Source organism: Bradyrhizobium sp. UBA2491, from assembly GCF_002341725.1.
In the GTDB taxonomy this organism is placed as follows: domain Bacteria; phylum Pseudomonadota; class Alphaproteobacteria; order Rhizobiales; family Xanthobacteraceae; genus Bradyrhizobium.
In genome coordinates this window covers 149,148-162,677 of record NZ_DDOP01000066.1, presented here as the reverse complement: position 1 = coordinate 162,677, position 13,530 = coordinate 149,148, and the positions used below count along the sequence as shown (strand labels likewise).

13 protein-coding genes and 1 tRNA gene are annotated in these 13,530 nt (G+C 64.0%); 9 read left to right on the top strand and 5 right to left on the bottom strand.

Annotated features, from left to right (window positions below; all coding sequences use genetic code 11):
* Window positions 1–110 precede the first annotated feature (110 nt).
* The 3 genes from clpX (at window position 111) to B2W55_RS22540 (ending at window position 4,836) form a co-directional block, all read left to right on the top strand.
* Window positions 111–1,385, top strand: coding sequence for an ATP-dependent Clp protease ATP-binding subunit ClpX (gene clpX / locus B2W55_RS22550; protein WP_024583449.1), 1,275 nt, complete (start codon window positions 111–113; stop codon window positions 1,383–1,385).
* Window positions 1,386–1,706: 321 nt separating this feature from the next.
* Window positions 1,707–4,136, top strand: coding sequence for an endopeptidase La (gene lon / locus B2W55_RS22545; protein ID WP_024583450.1), 2,430 nt, complete (start codon window positions 1,707–1,709; stop codon window positions 4,134–4,136).
* A gap of 175 nt (window positions 4,137–4,311) precedes the next feature.
* Window positions 4,312–4,836 (top strand): cupin domain-containing protein, encoded by a 525-nt coding sequence (locus B2W55_RS22540; RefSeq protein WP_029879733.1) that lies wholly within the window; start codon window positions 4,312–4,314, stop codon window positions 4,834–4,836.
* Between the two features lie 135 nt (window positions 4,837–4,971).
* Here the strand turns inward: B2W55_RS22540 and B2W55_RS22535 are convergent, their stop codons facing one another.
* Entirely contained in the window at window positions 4,972–5,562 is a 591-nt protein-coding gene (locus B2W55_RS22535; protein ID WP_024583452.1) for a LysR family transcriptional regulator, read from the bottom strand.
* A 149-nt stretch (window positions 5,563–5,711) separates the two neighbouring features.
* On the opposite strand from B2W55_RS22535, the gene B2W55_RS22530 reads away from it, so the two are divergent.
* Window positions 5,712–6,389, top strand: a complete 678-nt coding sequence (locus tag B2W55_RS22530) for an L-2-amino-thiazoline-4-carboxylic acid hydrolase (protein ID WP_043855722.1) — start codon at window positions 5,712–5,714, stop codon at window positions 6,387–6,389.
* Here B2W55_RS22530 and B2W55_RS22525 read toward each other — a convergent pair.
* Both B2W55_RS22525 and B2W55_RS22520 read right to left on the bottom strand, forming a co-directional pair.
* Entirely contained in the window at window positions 6,386–7,597 is a 1,212-nt protein-coding gene (locus B2W55_RS22525; RefSeq protein ID WP_024583454.1) for an MFS transporter, read from the bottom strand. The genes B2W55_RS22530 and B2W55_RS22525 overlap by 4 nt on opposite strands.
* 1 nt (window position 7,598) lies before the next feature.
* Window positions 7,599–8,267 carry a GntR family transcriptional regulator gene (locus B2W55_RS22520; protein ID WP_024583455.1) on the bottom strand — a complete coding sequence of 223 codons (669 nt, stop codon included), beginning with the start codon at window positions 8,265–8,267 and terminating at the stop codon, window positions 7,599–7,601.
* Between the two features lie 206 nt (window positions 8,268–8,473).
* Here B2W55_RS22520 and B2W55_RS22515 point away from each other — a divergent pair, with 206 nt between their 5' ends.
* From B2W55_RS22515 to B2W55_RS22505, 3 genes are all read left to right on the top strand, one after another.
* On the top strand, window positions 8,474–8,878 hold the full coding sequence (locus B2W55_RS22515; protein WP_024583456.1) for a GFA family protein: 405 nt from the start codon (window positions 8,474–8,476) through the stop codon (window positions 8,876–8,878).
* A gap of 69 nt (window positions 8,879–8,947) precedes the next feature.
* Window positions 8,948–9,024: transfer RNA gene (locus tag B2W55_RS22510), tRNA-Val, on the top strand.
* Between the two features lie 162 nt (window positions 9,025–9,186).
* Window positions 9,187–9,606 (top strand): hypothetical protein, encoded by a 420-nt coding sequence (locus B2W55_RS22505; protein WP_145987164.1) that lies wholly within the window; start codon window positions 9,187–9,189, stop codon window positions 9,604–9,606.
* A gap of 296 nt (window positions 9,607–9,902) precedes the next feature.
* Here the strand turns inward: B2W55_RS22505 and B2W55_RS22500 are convergent, their stop codons facing one another.
* On the bottom strand, window positions 9,903–10,115 hold the full coding sequence (locus tag B2W55_RS22500; protein WP_145987165.1) for a hypothetical protein: 213 nt from the start codon (window positions 10,113–10,115) through the stop codon (window positions 9,903–9,905).
* Between the two features lie 325 nt (window positions 10,116–10,440).
* On the opposite strand from B2W55_RS22500, the gene B2W55_RS22495 reads away from it, so the two are divergent.
* Both B2W55_RS22495 and B2W55_RS22490 read left to right on the top strand, forming a co-directional pair.
* Entirely contained in the window at window positions 10,441–10,728 is a 288-nt protein-coding gene (locus B2W55_RS22495) for a hypothetical protein (RefSeq protein ID WP_024583459.1), read from the top strand.
* Between the two features lie 142 nt (window positions 10,729–10,870).
* The gene (locus B2W55_RS22490; protein WP_024583460.1) at window positions 10,871–11,725 is read left to right on the top strand and encodes a class I SAM-dependent methyltransferase; all 855 of its coding nucleotides are present in this window, start codon (window positions 10,871–10,873) and stop codon (window positions 11,723–11,725) included.
* A gap of 455 nt (window positions 11,726–12,180) precedes the next feature.
* Here B2W55_RS22490 and pepT read toward each other — a convergent pair whose 3' ends face one another.
* Window positions 12,181–13,437 (bottom strand): peptidase T, encoded by a 1,257-nt coding sequence (gene pepT / locus B2W55_RS22485; protein ID WP_024583461.1) that lies wholly within the window; start codon window positions 13,435–13,437, stop codon window positions 12,181–12,183.
* Window positions 13,438–13,530 lie beyond the last annotated feature (93 nt).

Genomic DNA, 13,530 nt, shown 5'->3' with positions numbered 1-13,530 from the left:
GCGTAGGGTCTTTTTTGGTACGGAATTTGCTCTATCTACCCAAGACGCCGGTTGTGTGCCGGATTGGGTCGATCTGGCAAACGAGATCGAACGGCGGACGGAGATAATGAATGAGTAAGGTCGGCACGAGCGACGCCAAGAACACGCTATATTGCTCGTTCTGCGGCAAGAGCCAGCATGAAGTTCGCAAGCTGATTGCCGGACCGACTGTCTTCATTTGCGACGAGTGTGTCGAACTCTGCATGGACATCATCCGTGAGGAGAACAAGTCCTCGCTGGTGAAGTCGCGCGACGGCATCCCGACGCCGAAGGAAATCTGCAAGGTCCTGGACGACTACGTGATCGGCCAGAGCCATGCCAAGAAGGTGCTGTCGGTCGCCGTCCACAATCACTACAAGCGGCTCAACCATCAGACCAAGCACAACGACGTCGAGCTGGCGAAGTCGAACATCCTGCTGATCGGTCCGACCGGTTCGGGCAAGACGCTGCTCGCGCAGACGCTGGCCCGCATCCTTGACGTTCCGTTCACCATGGCCGATGCGACGACGCTCACCGAAGCCGGCTATGTCGGCGAGGACGTCGAGAACATCATCCTGAAGCTGTTGCAGGCGGCCGACTACAATGTCGAGCGCGCGCAGCGCGGCATCGTCTACATCGACGAAATCGACAAGATCAGCCGCAAGTCGGACAATCCCTCGATCACCCGCGACGTGTCGGGCGAGGGCGTCCAGCAGGCGCTGCTGAAGATCATGGAAGGCACGGTGGCCTCGGTCCCGCCGCAGGGCGGCCGCAAGCATCCGCAGCAGGAGTTCCTGCAAGTGGATACCACCAACATCCTGTTCATCTGCGGTGGTGCGTTCTCGGGCCTCGAGAAGATCATCTCGGCGCGCGGCCGCTCGACCTCGATCGGCTTCGCGGCGCAGGTGCTCGCGCCGGAGGACCGCCGTACCGGTGAGATCTTCCGTCACGTCGAGCCGGAAGACCTGCTCAAGTATGGCCTGATCCCGGAATTCGTCGGCCGTCTGCCTGTCGTCGCGACGCTGGAAGACCTCGACGAGGCCTCGCTGAAGAAGATCCTGACCGATCCGAAGAACGCACTGGTGAAGCAGTACCAGCGGCTGTTCGAGATGGAGAACATCGAGCTGACTTTCGCCGACGAGGCGCTTGGCGCGGTCGCCCGCAAGGCGATCGAGCGCAAGACCGGTGCCCGCGGCCTGCGGTCGATCCTGGAGAGCATCCTGCTCGAAACCATGTTCGACCTCCCGGGCCTGGAAGGCGTCGAGGAAGTCGTGATCTCGCGCGAGGTCGTCGAGGGAACGGCGCGTCCGCTCTACATCTATGCGGATCGTTCCGACCGCGCGGTCGAGAGCAGCGCAAGCGCGTAAACGCGCGCGTCACGACCACCAAAATTGCACGGCTGCCGGACGATCCGGCGGCCGCAATGGCGCAGCAATCGCGGCCATTTTGGCGTTGCAGTAAATGCCTGTTTAGCCTGCATTTCCGGGCACTTCTCAGACTTGACACCCCCCGGCCTGATAGCCACCTAATGCTATCGGCGAGGGATCTCATGCGTTGAGATTCGTCGCTTTACGATGCGGAATAAGCGGCTGCTGACGGCAATCTTTTTCCGGATCACCAAGGCACCTTGTGGCGGTCGCGCAAGCAGGCGGACTGCGAGCAAGGGGGCAAAACAAAAGGATAAGGCCATGACGACCTCAAAACCCCGGCCAACGATCGTCCACGGCGAAAGCCATTCCTATCCGGTGCTGCCGCTCCGCGACATCGTCGTGTTCCCGCACATGATCGTGCCTCTCTTTGTCGGCCGCGAGAAATCGATCCGCGCGCTCGAAGAGGTGATGAAGAACGACGCGCTGATCATGCTCGCGACGCAGAAGAACGCGTCCGATGACGATCCGGCACCCGATTCAATTTACGAGACCGGTACGCTCGCCAGCGTCCTGCAACTGCTGAAACTGCCCGACGGCACCGTGAAGGTGCTGGTCGAGGGCCTCGAGCGCGCGCGCGTCGAGAAGTATTCCGACCGCAGCGAGTATTACGAGGCGACCGCGGTCGCGCTCGCGGACACTGACGCCAACTCGGTTGAAGCCGAGGCGCTGGCGCGGTCGGTCGTGTCCGACTTCGAAAGCTATGTGAAGCTGAACAAGAAGATCTCCGCCGAAGTCGTCGGCGTGGTCCAGGCGATCACCGATTTCGCCAAGCTCGGCGATACCGTTGCGTCGCATCTCGCGGTCAAGATTGCCGATCGGCAGGCGATCCTGGAGACGTTGTCCGTCACGCAGCGCCTGGAGAAGGTGCTCGGCCTGATGGAGAGCGAGATCTCGGTGTTGCAGGTCGAGAAGCGCATCCGTTCGCGCGTCAAGCGCCAGATGGAGAAGACCCAGCGCGAGTATTACCTGAACGAGCAGATGAAGGCGATCCAGAAGGAGCTCGGCGACGACGAAGGTCGCGACGAGTTGGCCGATCTGGAGGAGAAGATCTCCAAGACCAAGCTCTCCAAGGAAGCCCGCGAGAAGGCGCAGCACGAGCTGAAGAAGCTGCGCCAGATGTCGCCGATGTCCGCGGAAGCGACCGTCGTGCGCAACTATCTGGATTGGCTGCTGTCGATTCCGTGGGGCAAGAAGTCCAAGGTCAAGAAGGACCTCGAGGCCGCGCAGGCGGTGCTGGACTCCGATCACTACGGGCTCGAGAAGGTCAAGGACCGCATCGTCGAGTATCTCGCAGTGCAGTCGCGCGCCAACAAGCTGACCGGACCGATCCTGTGCCTGGTCGGGCCTCCCGGCGTCGGCAAGACTTCGCTCGGCAAGTCGATCGCGAAAGCGACCGGCCGTGAGTTCGTGCGCGTGTCGCTCGGCGGCGTGCGTGACGAGGCCGAGATCCGCGGTCATCGCCGCACCTATATCGGCTCGATGCCCGGCAAGATCATCCAGTCGATGCGGAAGGCGAAGACCTCGAATCCGCTGTTCCTGCTGGACGAGATCGACAAGATGGGCGCCGATTTCCGCGGCGATCCATCGTCGGCGCTGCTCGAGGTGCTTGACCCTGAGCAGAACTCGACCTTCAACGACCACTATCTTGAGGTCGACTACGACCTGTCCAACGTGATGTTCATCACGACCGCGAATACGCTGAATATTCCGGGCCCGCTGATGGACCGCATGGAGATCATCCGGATCGCCGGCTACACCGAGAACGAGAAGGTCGAGATCGCGCGCAAGCATCTGATCCCGAGCGCGCTCTCCAAGCACGGTCTGGACTCCAAGGAATGGTCGATCGACGACGCGGCCCTGCTGCTGATGATCCGCCGCTACACCCGCGAAGCGGGCGTGCGTAACCTGGAGCGTGAGCTCTCCACACTGGCTCGCAAGGCGGTGAAGGAGCTGATGATCTCCAAGAAGAAATCGGTGAAGGTCACCGAGGCGAACATCGAGGAGTTCCTCGGCGTGCCGAAGTATCGCTTCGGAGAGATCGACAGCGAGGATCAGGTCGGTATCGTCACCGGTCTGGCCTGGACCGATGTCGGCGGCGAGTTGCTCACCATCGAAGGCGTCATGATGCCCGGCAAGGGCAAGATGACGGTGACGGGCAACCTGCGCGACGTGATGAAGGAGTCGATCTCGGCTGCGGCGTCCTACGTGCGCTCGCGGGCGATCAACTACGGAATCGAGCCGCCGTTGTTCGACCGCCGCGACATCCACGTTCACGTGCCGGAGGGTGCGACCCCGAAGGACGGTCCGTCCGCCGGTGTCGCGATGGCCACCGCGATCATCTCGGTCATGACCGGCATCCCGGTCCGCCACGATGTCGCGATGACCGGCGAGATCACGCTGCGCGGCCGTGTGCTGCCGATCGGCGGTCTGAAGGAGAAGCTCCTGGCTGCCGCGCGCGGTGGCATCAAGACGGTGCTGATCCCGGAGGACAACGCCAAGGATCTCACGGAGATTTCCGATGCGATCAAGGGCGGCATGGACATCATCCCGGTCTCGCGGCTGGATGAGGTCATCGCCAAGGCGCTGGTCCGCGTGCCGGCGCCGATCGCCTGGGAAGAGGAGGCCAGCAAGGTCGACGTCAAGCCCGACGCTTCGGATGAAGCCTCCGGCGGCCTGACGGCGCACTGAGCCAACCTCCGATCTGAAAAATCAAACGGCGCCTTCGGGCGCCGTTTTTGTTTTGGCAAACGAAGCTGCCTGGCTGGTCAGAATCGCCATGGCGCGGACGAATTCGCTTGCTTCATTGAGGACTTCGACACCGAGCGTTTCTGAAGCCGATCCCAGATCAGAAGGAAGCGATCAGATGACCACCCAATCCGGAGTGCCGCTGCCCCCTGACGATATCAGTCGGAAACTTACGCTATCCCACTCGGACGATCCGATGCTCCGCCATGTCTCGATCGTCGGCGGCACCTACACCGTCCTCGTATCCGGCGAGCAGACCGGTGGGCGCTACTGCCTCATCGACATGCTGATCCCGCCCGGAGGCGGACCGCCGCCGCACCGTCACGACTTCGAGGAGATGTTCACCGTCATCGACGGCGAAATCGAGTTGATGTTCCGTGGGCAACCATATCGGGCTGCCGCGGGCTCGACGGTGAACATACCTGCGAACGCGCCGCACGCGTTCAGGAACGACTCCAACAGGCCGGCGCGTATGCTCTGCATGTGCACGCCGGCAGGCCAGGAAGAATTGTTTTTGGCGGTCGGCGATCTCGTCGCAAGTCGTACCGCGCCGCCGCCCAGCCTAAGTCAGGCCGAGCAGGCCGAGCGCATGGCAAGAGCAAAGGCGCTGTCCGCCAAATACCGGACCGAACTATTGGCGTGAAGAGCGCTTGGTCTCCCTGCTGCCGGCCATGCGACCAGGCCAACGAAGATCAAGCCAACGAGGTGCCCCGCCCCGACGGAGCGCGATCCGGTTGGCGTGTGCTTTGGCGACGGGGCGGACCGACCCGGTCGTGCCTCAGTCATTCACCAGGAGCGCCCGTGTCCGGGTGAATTCGCGACAGCGGGCGAGGCCGGGCCAGACCACCAGCGAGGCCTTCTTGTGGGCTCCGAAGCCGGGCGCCAGCGCCAGCACTTCGGCATGCAGGCCGGGATAGGGGCCGGGCCCCGGGCGGAGCAGCGCATCGAGGCGGCCGGCGAGAAGATCGGCGACGTCGTCGGTCGCCACCGCCCGCACATAATCGGGCGGCCGCTTCATGCCGGCGAGATGGGCGAGCAGTCGGTCGGGCCTGTCGCTCAGGGCCGGCGAGATGCCAAGGCGAAGCGGCTTCGTCTTCAGCGCCTTCGCGACCGTATCGCTGGCTTCCGACAGGCGTTTGAAGGCGTCCGCCACTTGCGGCAGCAAGGCCTCGCCCTGCGCGGTAAGGATCAGGCTGCGATGCAGCCGCTGGAACAGCGGCACGCCGAGTGCCTGTTCCAGGTGCTTCACCTGCTGGCTGACGGCACCGGGCGTAACCGCGAGTTCGGTCGCGGCCGTCTTGAAGCTGAGGTGGCGGCCGGCGGCCTCGAAGGCGCGTAGTCCGTTCAGGGGAGGCAAACGATAGCTCATGGGCGCGGGTCCAGGTGTGAAGGTGACGGCTTCAGAATAGAAAAACTCTTCCAGGCAGTCAGAAACAATCGGTTGAGCGGAGCGCGTGCACGCGGGACAAGACGTGCACCGATCGCGCCTTCGGCAAGATCGTCGTGCCGCAGGGTAACATGGCCGAGATCATCCATCCCTTCTACGAGAAGCATCGAGGTGCGATGGAGGCCGCCATGCGCCATCGCCTCGACCTTGCCGAAACGATGTTACGCGAACGCACGCATCTGTCCGATCTCGACGCGATCAGGCAGCAGGTGATGGATGAATTCGAGATCGTGCTGACCCAAATGCCCTATGTCGGCGGCGCGGCAAGTCGCATGAGCGATTTCTTCATGCGTCTGATCGGCTTCATGGCGATAAGCCGTGTGCTGCGGCGGCACGGCGTCTCGCTGTCCGTGATCGGCGAGATCGAACGGGAAACCTACAAGGCGCAATTGCTCACCGAGCCCGCAGCCGAACGGCTCGCCGCGGGGCGTCAGTTCATGTCGTCGGAGAACCAGGCCTTGCTGCGCGAGCAGGCTGCCAGAAGCCTTCAGAACGAGTACCCCGAGGATTTCGTCTACGATTTCGTCGAGCCGGGCCCGGGTGATAGCTTTGAATTCGGCATCGACTACAAGGCTTGCGGATTCTGCAAATTCGCGGCTCGCCATGGCGACAAGGAAATCCTGCCGAACATCTGCGGGCTTGATTTCGACGCCTATGCAACGCGCGGCATCCACCTGGAGAGGACGCAAACATTGGCCGGTGGCGCGAGCCACTGCAACTTCCGTTTCTCGCGATTGCCGCCGGACTAGTTCTTCTTCTCGACCATGAAATTGCCGAGCGCGCCGAGCGCCATCAGCACGCTGGTGCCGAGGAACACCGCGCGCATGCCGATATGGCCGCCGATGAATCCGCCGGCGAGCGGGCCGATCACCTGGCCGGCATATTGCGCCGAGATCGAGTAGCCCAGCATGCTGCCGGTGACCGCGTCGGGCACGTTGTGCCGAATCACGCTCGCGATGCAGGGCAGCAGGCCGCCGAGCGCGAGCCCCATCAGGAAACGCAGCAGGATCAGCTGCCAGCCGCTGACCACGAAGGCCTGCGGAATCAGCAGCACCGCCGAGGCCGCAAGGCAGACGATGATGATCCGCCAGTGGCCGACGCGATCGGCGAGCTTGCCGAGATGCGACGACGACAGCAGGCTGCCGAAGGCCGCCGCCGACATCACGAGGCCGGCCACGAACGTCACCTGCGGCGCCTCGACCAATTGCGCGACGTAGACCGTGATGATCGGCTCGATCGACATGTTGGCGATCATCAGCAGCAGGCCGGTGCCCCACATCGCGATGACCGGCCGCTTGTCCGGAACCAGCGACCAGCCGCCACGCGACTTGCCGCCTGCCACGGTCTTCGGACGCGCGTCCTCGCGGATCAGGAAGGTGGTGCCGAGGAAGGTGATGAAGATGACGCCGCCGATCAGGAAGAAGGTCTTGCGGATGCCGATCAGGCCCGGCAGCACGCCACCGATCAAGGGACCGACCAGGCTGCCGGCCATGATGCCGGCGGACAGCACGCCGATCGCCCAACCGGAGCGCGCTTTCGGCGTCTGCGCTGCGACCAGCACGGTCGAACCCGACGCGTAACCGCCGAGCAAGCCGGTCAACAGCCGCAGGCCGACCAGCTCATAGACGTTGTGCGCCATGCCGATCAGCGACATCGCGACCGCCATGCCGAGGCTGGCGCGGATCAGCATCAGTTTGCGGCCATAACGGTCCGCCAGCCGTCCCCACAGCGGCGCCGTCAGCGCCGCGCTCAGGAAGGCGGCGCCATAGGCCACGCCCGACCATTGCACGATGGCGGCATGATCGCTCACGCCGAGCTGCTCGACATAGAGCGGCAGGAACGGCAGCAGCAGCGTCATCCCCACGATGGTCGTGAAGGAGCCGAACACGCAGACGATGAGGTTGCGCTTCCAGGGGCCGGCGTCCAGGACTGCTTCGCGATCGACGTCCACGTTCATGTCAGCGCAACCCGATCACGGCGAAGCCGCGCGCCCGCAGGCCACGGCGGTCCTCGTTGAGCGAGCGCAGCAGGCGGTCGCGGGTGTCGGTGATGTGGTCGGCGGCCTCGCGCGCGGCCGCCTCCGGATCGTTGGCCTTGATGAAGCCGAGGATGCGGCGATGCTCGCGCCAGGCCTGCTCGCGCGAGGGTTCGGTCCACACTTCAAGCCAGCGCGCCCGCGACAGCCGGGTCATGGCGCCCTTGATTGCCTTGACGACGAACGGGTTGCCGGAGAGGCGCGCGATCTCGACATGGAAATCGGTGCCGACGCGGTGCCATTCCTCGCGCGGCGCGCCGGACTGGCAGGCATCCAGCATCTCCTCGACGCCGGCGACGTCGGCTTCGTTCGCCCGCGCACAGGCGAGGCGGACGGCGGTCGTCTCCAGCGGAATCCGGAACTCGGCCAGCGCCTCCAGTTCGCCGAGGTCGATCGGCGCGACGACCCAGTTGCGGCCGTCGCGGCGCACCAGCTCTTCGCCTTCGAGCCGCACCAGCGCGGCGCGGATCGGCGTGCGCGACCCCTCGAACCGGCTCTCCAGCCAGCGCTCGGTCAGCCGCTCGCCCGGCCCGAGATCGAGCGACAGGATCATTTCCCTGAGTTGGTCATGGATCTGAAGCATCTGCGACATGGCTGTCTCTGGGCTGCGTCCCGGCGGGGAGAAAGTTTGGGCTTGGATCGACGCCGTATCCCGATTTGGTATCCCAAACAAGGCGATTTCGGGATACCGGAGTTGCGCCGTTGCAGCGCCGCGCACACGAGCGCGTTACAATGGCTCCGAGCGGCGTGCTCGAGCGGCGTGGGCGGGTGTCGCTCTGTTCGACGGGAGAACCCAGGATGCGGATCGACGGGCAGTGCCATTGCGGGGCGGTGACGTACCAGGCCGAGATCGATCCCGAGAGGGTATCGATCTGTCACTGCACCGACTGTCAGGCGCTCACGGGCTCGCCCTACCGAGTTACGGTGATCTGCACCGCCGAGCAGGTCCAGCTGACCGGAGGCGCGCCGAGGGTTTACGGCAAGAGGGGCGACAACGGCCGGATCCGCTTCCAGCATTTTTGCGGCGACTGCGGTTCCCCCTTGTTCACGGCCGGCGAGGACGGCGGCCCCGACGACTGGGGCATCCGCTGGGGCAGCATCCGCCAGCGCGGCCAATTGACCCCGCGGCGTCAGGTCTGGTGTCGCTCGGCCGCGCCGTGGATCAATGATCTCGCGGCATTGCCGGCGCGGCCCATGGAGTGAAGACGATCGATTGAGGGTTTGCGACCTTGCGCCTCGGGGGCAGGCGAGGCTAAAGAGGCGCGCAGGTAAGGGCGGCTAGCTCAGCTGGTTAGAGCATCTCGTTTACACCGAGAGGGTCGGGAGTTCGAATCTCTCGCCGCCTACCAGCCTTCGCGGTTCACGGCTACGGACGCAGTGGTTCTCGCTGCGTACCGATAGCGGCAGCGCGAACCGCGAAATTGCTGCCAAATTCAGTCCGGTGTCAGGCTCCCTGACTAGCATCGATCGACGGTTGCGCGCCCGAGATGCGCGCGGCAACGGGACCATCGATGCGCCGGGTTTTGAACGCCATAGCGGTGACCGCCACCTTGCTCGCCGGATCGGCGCACGCTGCACGGCTGACTGGTGACAATGCGGCGTTCGTGGCCAAATTGGCCGGAGGGCTCTACGCGACGATCTATTGCGGTGACACCTATGAGATGGACAGCAATGGTCTGGTCGAATGGGCTGACGGGCGGGGCGTCGATGCCGTCTACCTCCTGCCGAAGTTCGTCGCCGGCGCCAGCGCCTTTGTCGGCAGGCCGTACGATCGCAAGGACATCAATCCGAAAGTTACGCGGCTGATCCGGAAAGTCTTCGACAACCTCGATGATCTGTCACGGCGCAACGGCAAGGACGAAAGCTGCCGCTCGCTGCTTGGCGAGGAAATGTTCGAGCACTTCATCAGGAAGAAGGGAAGCGCGCTCTGAGACCCGATGCTCGCTGAAGCATTGGACGCCACCCGACCGGGGCTAGCTTGTCGACCGGGATTGCTCCAGGCGTACTTTTCGGAATCTCGCTTCGATCGCAGCCTGGCTCCGCCCCAGCAGCAGTGAAATCTCGCGCGGGGTCTTTCCCGTGTCCCTCAGGAGGAGGATTTTTCGCTCCTCGTCGGCGGTCCACGGCTTCATTCGATAGCCAATGGTTCGGGTATCCGTGTCGTCCATCGTCAGACCGTGCGAACGGGAGAGATCTTGGAGAGCTAGCCTCCAGTTCTCGTTCCCGTTCAACGCGCGAAATGACGCGGGGCAGCCGGAGCTCCAGCCTTGGGCGGCAGTGACGGACGCGGCGTGCGCGGCGGCGCCATGACCGGGTTGGTCATCGCGTTGGGGCCGCCGATCTGCTCCGTTCGCTTGCCAGGGCCACCCACACTGGTTTGGGCCGCTGCGATGCCGGCCGACAACACCACGGCAAGTCCAGCCAAGATCACCAATCTCATCGGTAACGCCTCCACACTGCGCAGGACAGCGGATTAGACGGATCAGTTTCGCCTGCCAAGGCCACCGTGGGGCAAAACAAATATCGCTGTTTGGTGTCCGCGAGCCAGCGAAAGGCTGGTCATGGCGCATGGCGAAGCCAAAGCATGCGCGATTACCAAAACCTGAGCAATTTCAGATGTTAGGGTCTTGATCTTGTCGTTTTGCACCGAGACGATCAGACGCTAGATTATCTCGTCTCGGTGATGGCTGTTGCCTGCGCTCAATTGGCGCCGACATCGCCGCAATCAGATGGTATTGTTCACCGCATAACCGGGAACTCGATTCATGCGCATCATCGCTGCCGCTCTTCTTCTGACGGCCTTCATTGCCGGACCTGCATTCGCGCAGGCCGACCACGTTCCGAAATACCGTGAGGAGGTCGAGAAGTCGCCGGCGGATGAAGCCAACGAGCAGAGGCAGCAGCGCGCCTATCAGCGTGCGCTCAACGCCGTGCCGAACCAGAAGCCGGTCGACCCATGGGGCATGGCACGCCCCAATGACGGGCAGGGCACACCGAAGGCGAATGTCGCGAAGACGAAGCCGGCCAAGCCGACGAGCGCGGCCGCCAAATAATCCCGGGCGCGGACCAGGTCGATGACGTACTACCTCTGCAAGCTGACCGGTCCACGCCCGACTCTTCCGCAAGACACGACGCCGCAGGAAGCCGCGATCATGCAGGCGCACGTCGCCTATTGCGGCGAAAGGTTTTGATCACATGGACGCAGGTCACCCGCAAAACGCCGATCAGATTGCCTACTGGAACGGGCCGGGCGGCCAGCGCTGGGCCACACGGCAGGCCGCGCAGGACGTCGTGCTGCGGCCGGTGCTCGACCTCCTGATCGATCGCGCCGCGCCGAAGGCCGGCGAGCGCGTTGTCGATGTCGGCTGTGGCAGCGGCGCCGCGACGTTTGCGCTGGCGGCGAAAGTCGCGCCTGATGGCCGGGTGCTCGGCGTCGACGTCTCAGAACCGATGCTGACACAGGCGCGGCAGAGCTCCCCGCAGGGCCTGCCGGTCGAGTTCGCACTTGCCGACGCAACCGTCTATCCGTTCGCCCCCGAGAGCTTCGACCTGCTGGCCTCGCGCTTCGGCGTGATGTTCTTCGCCGATCCCGCGCTGTCGTTCGCCAATCTGCGCAAGGCGATGCGCAACAGCGGACGGCTGGCCTTCGCCTGCTGGCAGGAGCCGCGCGAAAATCCGTTCTTCATGGCGCCGCTGCAGGCCGTCTACAAGCACGTGCCGAAGCTGCCGCCGCTCGGCCCCGAGGATCCCGGCCCGTTCGCGTTCGCCTCCGAAGCGCGGGTGAAGCGGATTCTGGGCGAGGCCGGCTTCTCCGGCATTGCCATGGAGCCGTGCAAGGTCGAGCTCGATATCGCGACCGGGCGCGGCATCGATGCGGCGATCCAGAGCGCGCTCGAGATCGGGCCCGCCAGCCGCGCGCTGGAAGGCCATCCGGATCAGGTGCGCGCCGCCGCCATCGCGTCGATGCGCGAGGCGCTGGCGCCGTTCGCGAAGGGGGATTCCGTGCCGCTGCCTGGCGCGATCTGGATCGTGACCGCGCGGGCTTCCTAAAGCATGATCCGGAAAAGTGCCAAGCGGCTTTCCGAAAAGATCATGCTTGGACAACAAGCCAAAGCGCGATGATGATTCAATCCAATTTCATCGCGCTTGAGCAAGGGAAGGCTGGGTCGGCTAGTTGAATTGAGCGCGGCACGCCGGGCTGAGGTGGCGCTTGTTCCGCTCCATGCACGCCGTGATATTCTTGACGTTCGGCACGAATTCACGGCAGAGCTTCATGGCGTCCGCCCGGCAGGCCCTGCGTTGTTCCGCAGTGCCTGAATTCGCATGCGCTCCGCCAGCGACAGCCGCAAAGGCGAGCGTTGCGAGCAGCGTGATCGCGGCGCCTCTGGGCCGACGGATTGCTTGGTTCGTCTCGCAGGCAGGTTGCATGACTGTCGTATCCTCTGTTGTCGCCTCGCCGAAGGTTCTTGATCGCGCTTGATGCGCCGTGCCGGGGGCCGCAGGATCTACGCCCGCTCTTCCCAGATCATGGCCAGATGCACGATGGTCTGCACGGCCTTTTCCATGTCCTGCCGGCTGACCCATTCGAGTCGCGAATGGAAAGCGTGCTCGCCGGCGAAAATGTTCGGGCAGGGCAGCCCCATGAAGGACAGCCGCGAGCCGTCGGTGCCGCCGCGGATCGAGGTCCTCACCGGCGTCAGTCCAGCGCGCTCGATCGCCTCGATCGCGTAGGCGACGATCTGGGGGTGGCGATCGATCACCTCTTTCATGTTGCGGTACTGCTGCTTGACCTCGATGCGGTAGGTCGAGCGTGGATAGCCGGTCATGACGTCTTTCACGATCCCTTCCAGCAGCGCTTCCTTCTGCTTCAGACCCGGCTCGGTGAAGTCGCGCACGATGAAGTCGATCCGCGCATTCTCCAGCGCGCCGGAGATCGCCACCGGGTGCAGGAAGCCTTCCTTGCCTTCAGTGGTCTCGGGCGAGCAGGTGTCCTTGGGCAGCCGGTCGACGATCGCGGCGGCGATCTTGATCGCGTGCTCCATCTTGCCCATGGCGAAGCCCGGATGGGTCGCGACGCCTTCGATGATGACGCTGGCGCCGTCGGCCGAGAAGGTCTCGTCCTCGATGTGACCTGCGGTCTCGCCGTCCATGGTGTAGCCGAAATCGGCGCCGAGCTTCTTGATGTCGACCTTGTCGACGCCGCGGCCGATCTCCTCGTCCGGCGTGAACAGGATCTTGATCGTGCCGTGCTTGACCTGTGGATTGCTGACCAGGAAATGCGCCGCATCCATGATCTCGGCGAGCCCGGCCTTGTTGTCGGCGCCGAGCAGGGTGGTGCCGTCGGTGGTGATGATGTCGTTGCCGATCTGGTCGGCGAGTGCCTCGTGCTCGGCGGCGCGGATCACCTGCGAGGCGTCGGCCGGGAGCACGATGTCGCCGCCGCGATAATTCTTCACGATCTGCGGCCTGACGTTCCTGCCGGTGCAGTCGGGCGAGGTGTCCATGTGCGAGCAGAAGCAGATCACCGGCACCGTCTTGTCGGTGTTGGCCGGGATCGTCGCGTAGACATAGCCGCAGGAATCGAGATGCGCGTCTGAGATGCCCATCGCCTGCAGTTCGGCGACCAGGAGGCGGCCGAGATTCTTCTGCTTCTCGGTGGAGGGCGTGGTGGGTGAATCCGGATCGGACTGGGTGTCGATCACGGCATAGCGCAGGAAACGCTCGGTGACGGTGTGCTTGAAGTCGAGGGCCGGTGCCAGCATGAAGACCACGCAGAGGTACGGGACAGGGATAAGGCGCTCAGGCGAAATTGGTTCGCGCAAGCAAAGCGCATCAGGCGCCAGCTCTACAACAGA

Bases quoted from the DNA above. Each gene is read 5' to 3' on its own strand.
- clpX (WP_024583449.1), top strand. From the start codon at position 111: ATGAGTAAGGTCGGCACGAGCGACGCCAAGAACACGCTATATTGCTCG.
- lon (WP_024583450.1), top strand. From the start codon at position 1,707: ATGACGACCTCAAAACCCCGGCCAACGATCGTCCACGGCGAAAGCCAT.
- B2W55_RS22540 (WP_029879733.1), top strand. From the start codon at position 4,312: ATGACCACCCAATCCGGAGTGCCGCTGCCCCCTGACGATATCAGTCGG.
- B2W55_RS22535 (WP_024583452.1), bottom strand. From the start codon at position 5,562: ATGAGCTATCGTTTGCCTCCCCTGAACGGACTACGCGCCTTCGAGGCC.
- B2W55_RS22530 (WP_043855722.1), top strand. From the start codon at position 5,712: ATGGCCGAGATCATCCATCCCTTCTACGAGAAGCATCGAGGTGCGATG.
- B2W55_RS22525 (WP_024583454.1), bottom strand. From the start codon at position 7,597: ATGAACGTGGACGTCGATCGCGAAGCAGTCCTGGACGCCGGCCCCTGG.
- B2W55_RS22520 (WP_024583455.1), bottom strand. From the start codon at position 8,267: ATGTCGCAGATGCTTCAGATCCATGACCAACTCAGGGAAATGATCCTG.
- B2W55_RS22515 (WP_024583456.1), top strand. From the start codon at position 8,474: ATGCGGATCGACGGGCAGTGCCATTGCGGGGCGGTGACGTACCAGGCC.
- B2W55_RS22505 (WP_145987164.1), top strand. From the start codon at position 9,187: ATGCGCCGGGTTTTGAACGCCATAGCGGTGACCGCCACCTTGCTCGCC.
- B2W55_RS22500 (WP_145987165.1), bottom strand. From the start codon at position 10,115: ATGAGATTGGTGATCTTGGCTGGACTTGCCGTGGTGTTGTCGGCCGGC.
- B2W55_RS22495 (WP_024583459.1), top strand. From the start codon at position 10,441: ATGCGCATCATCGCTGCCGCTCTTCTTCTGACGGCCTTCATTGCCGGA.
- B2W55_RS22490 (WP_024583460.1), top strand. From the start codon at position 10,871: ATGGACGCAGGTCACCCGCAAAACGCCGATCAGATTGCCTACTGGAAC.
- pepT (WP_024583461.1), bottom strand. From the start codon at position 13,437: ATGCTGGCACCGGCCCTCGACTTCAAGCACACCGTCACCGAGCGTTTC.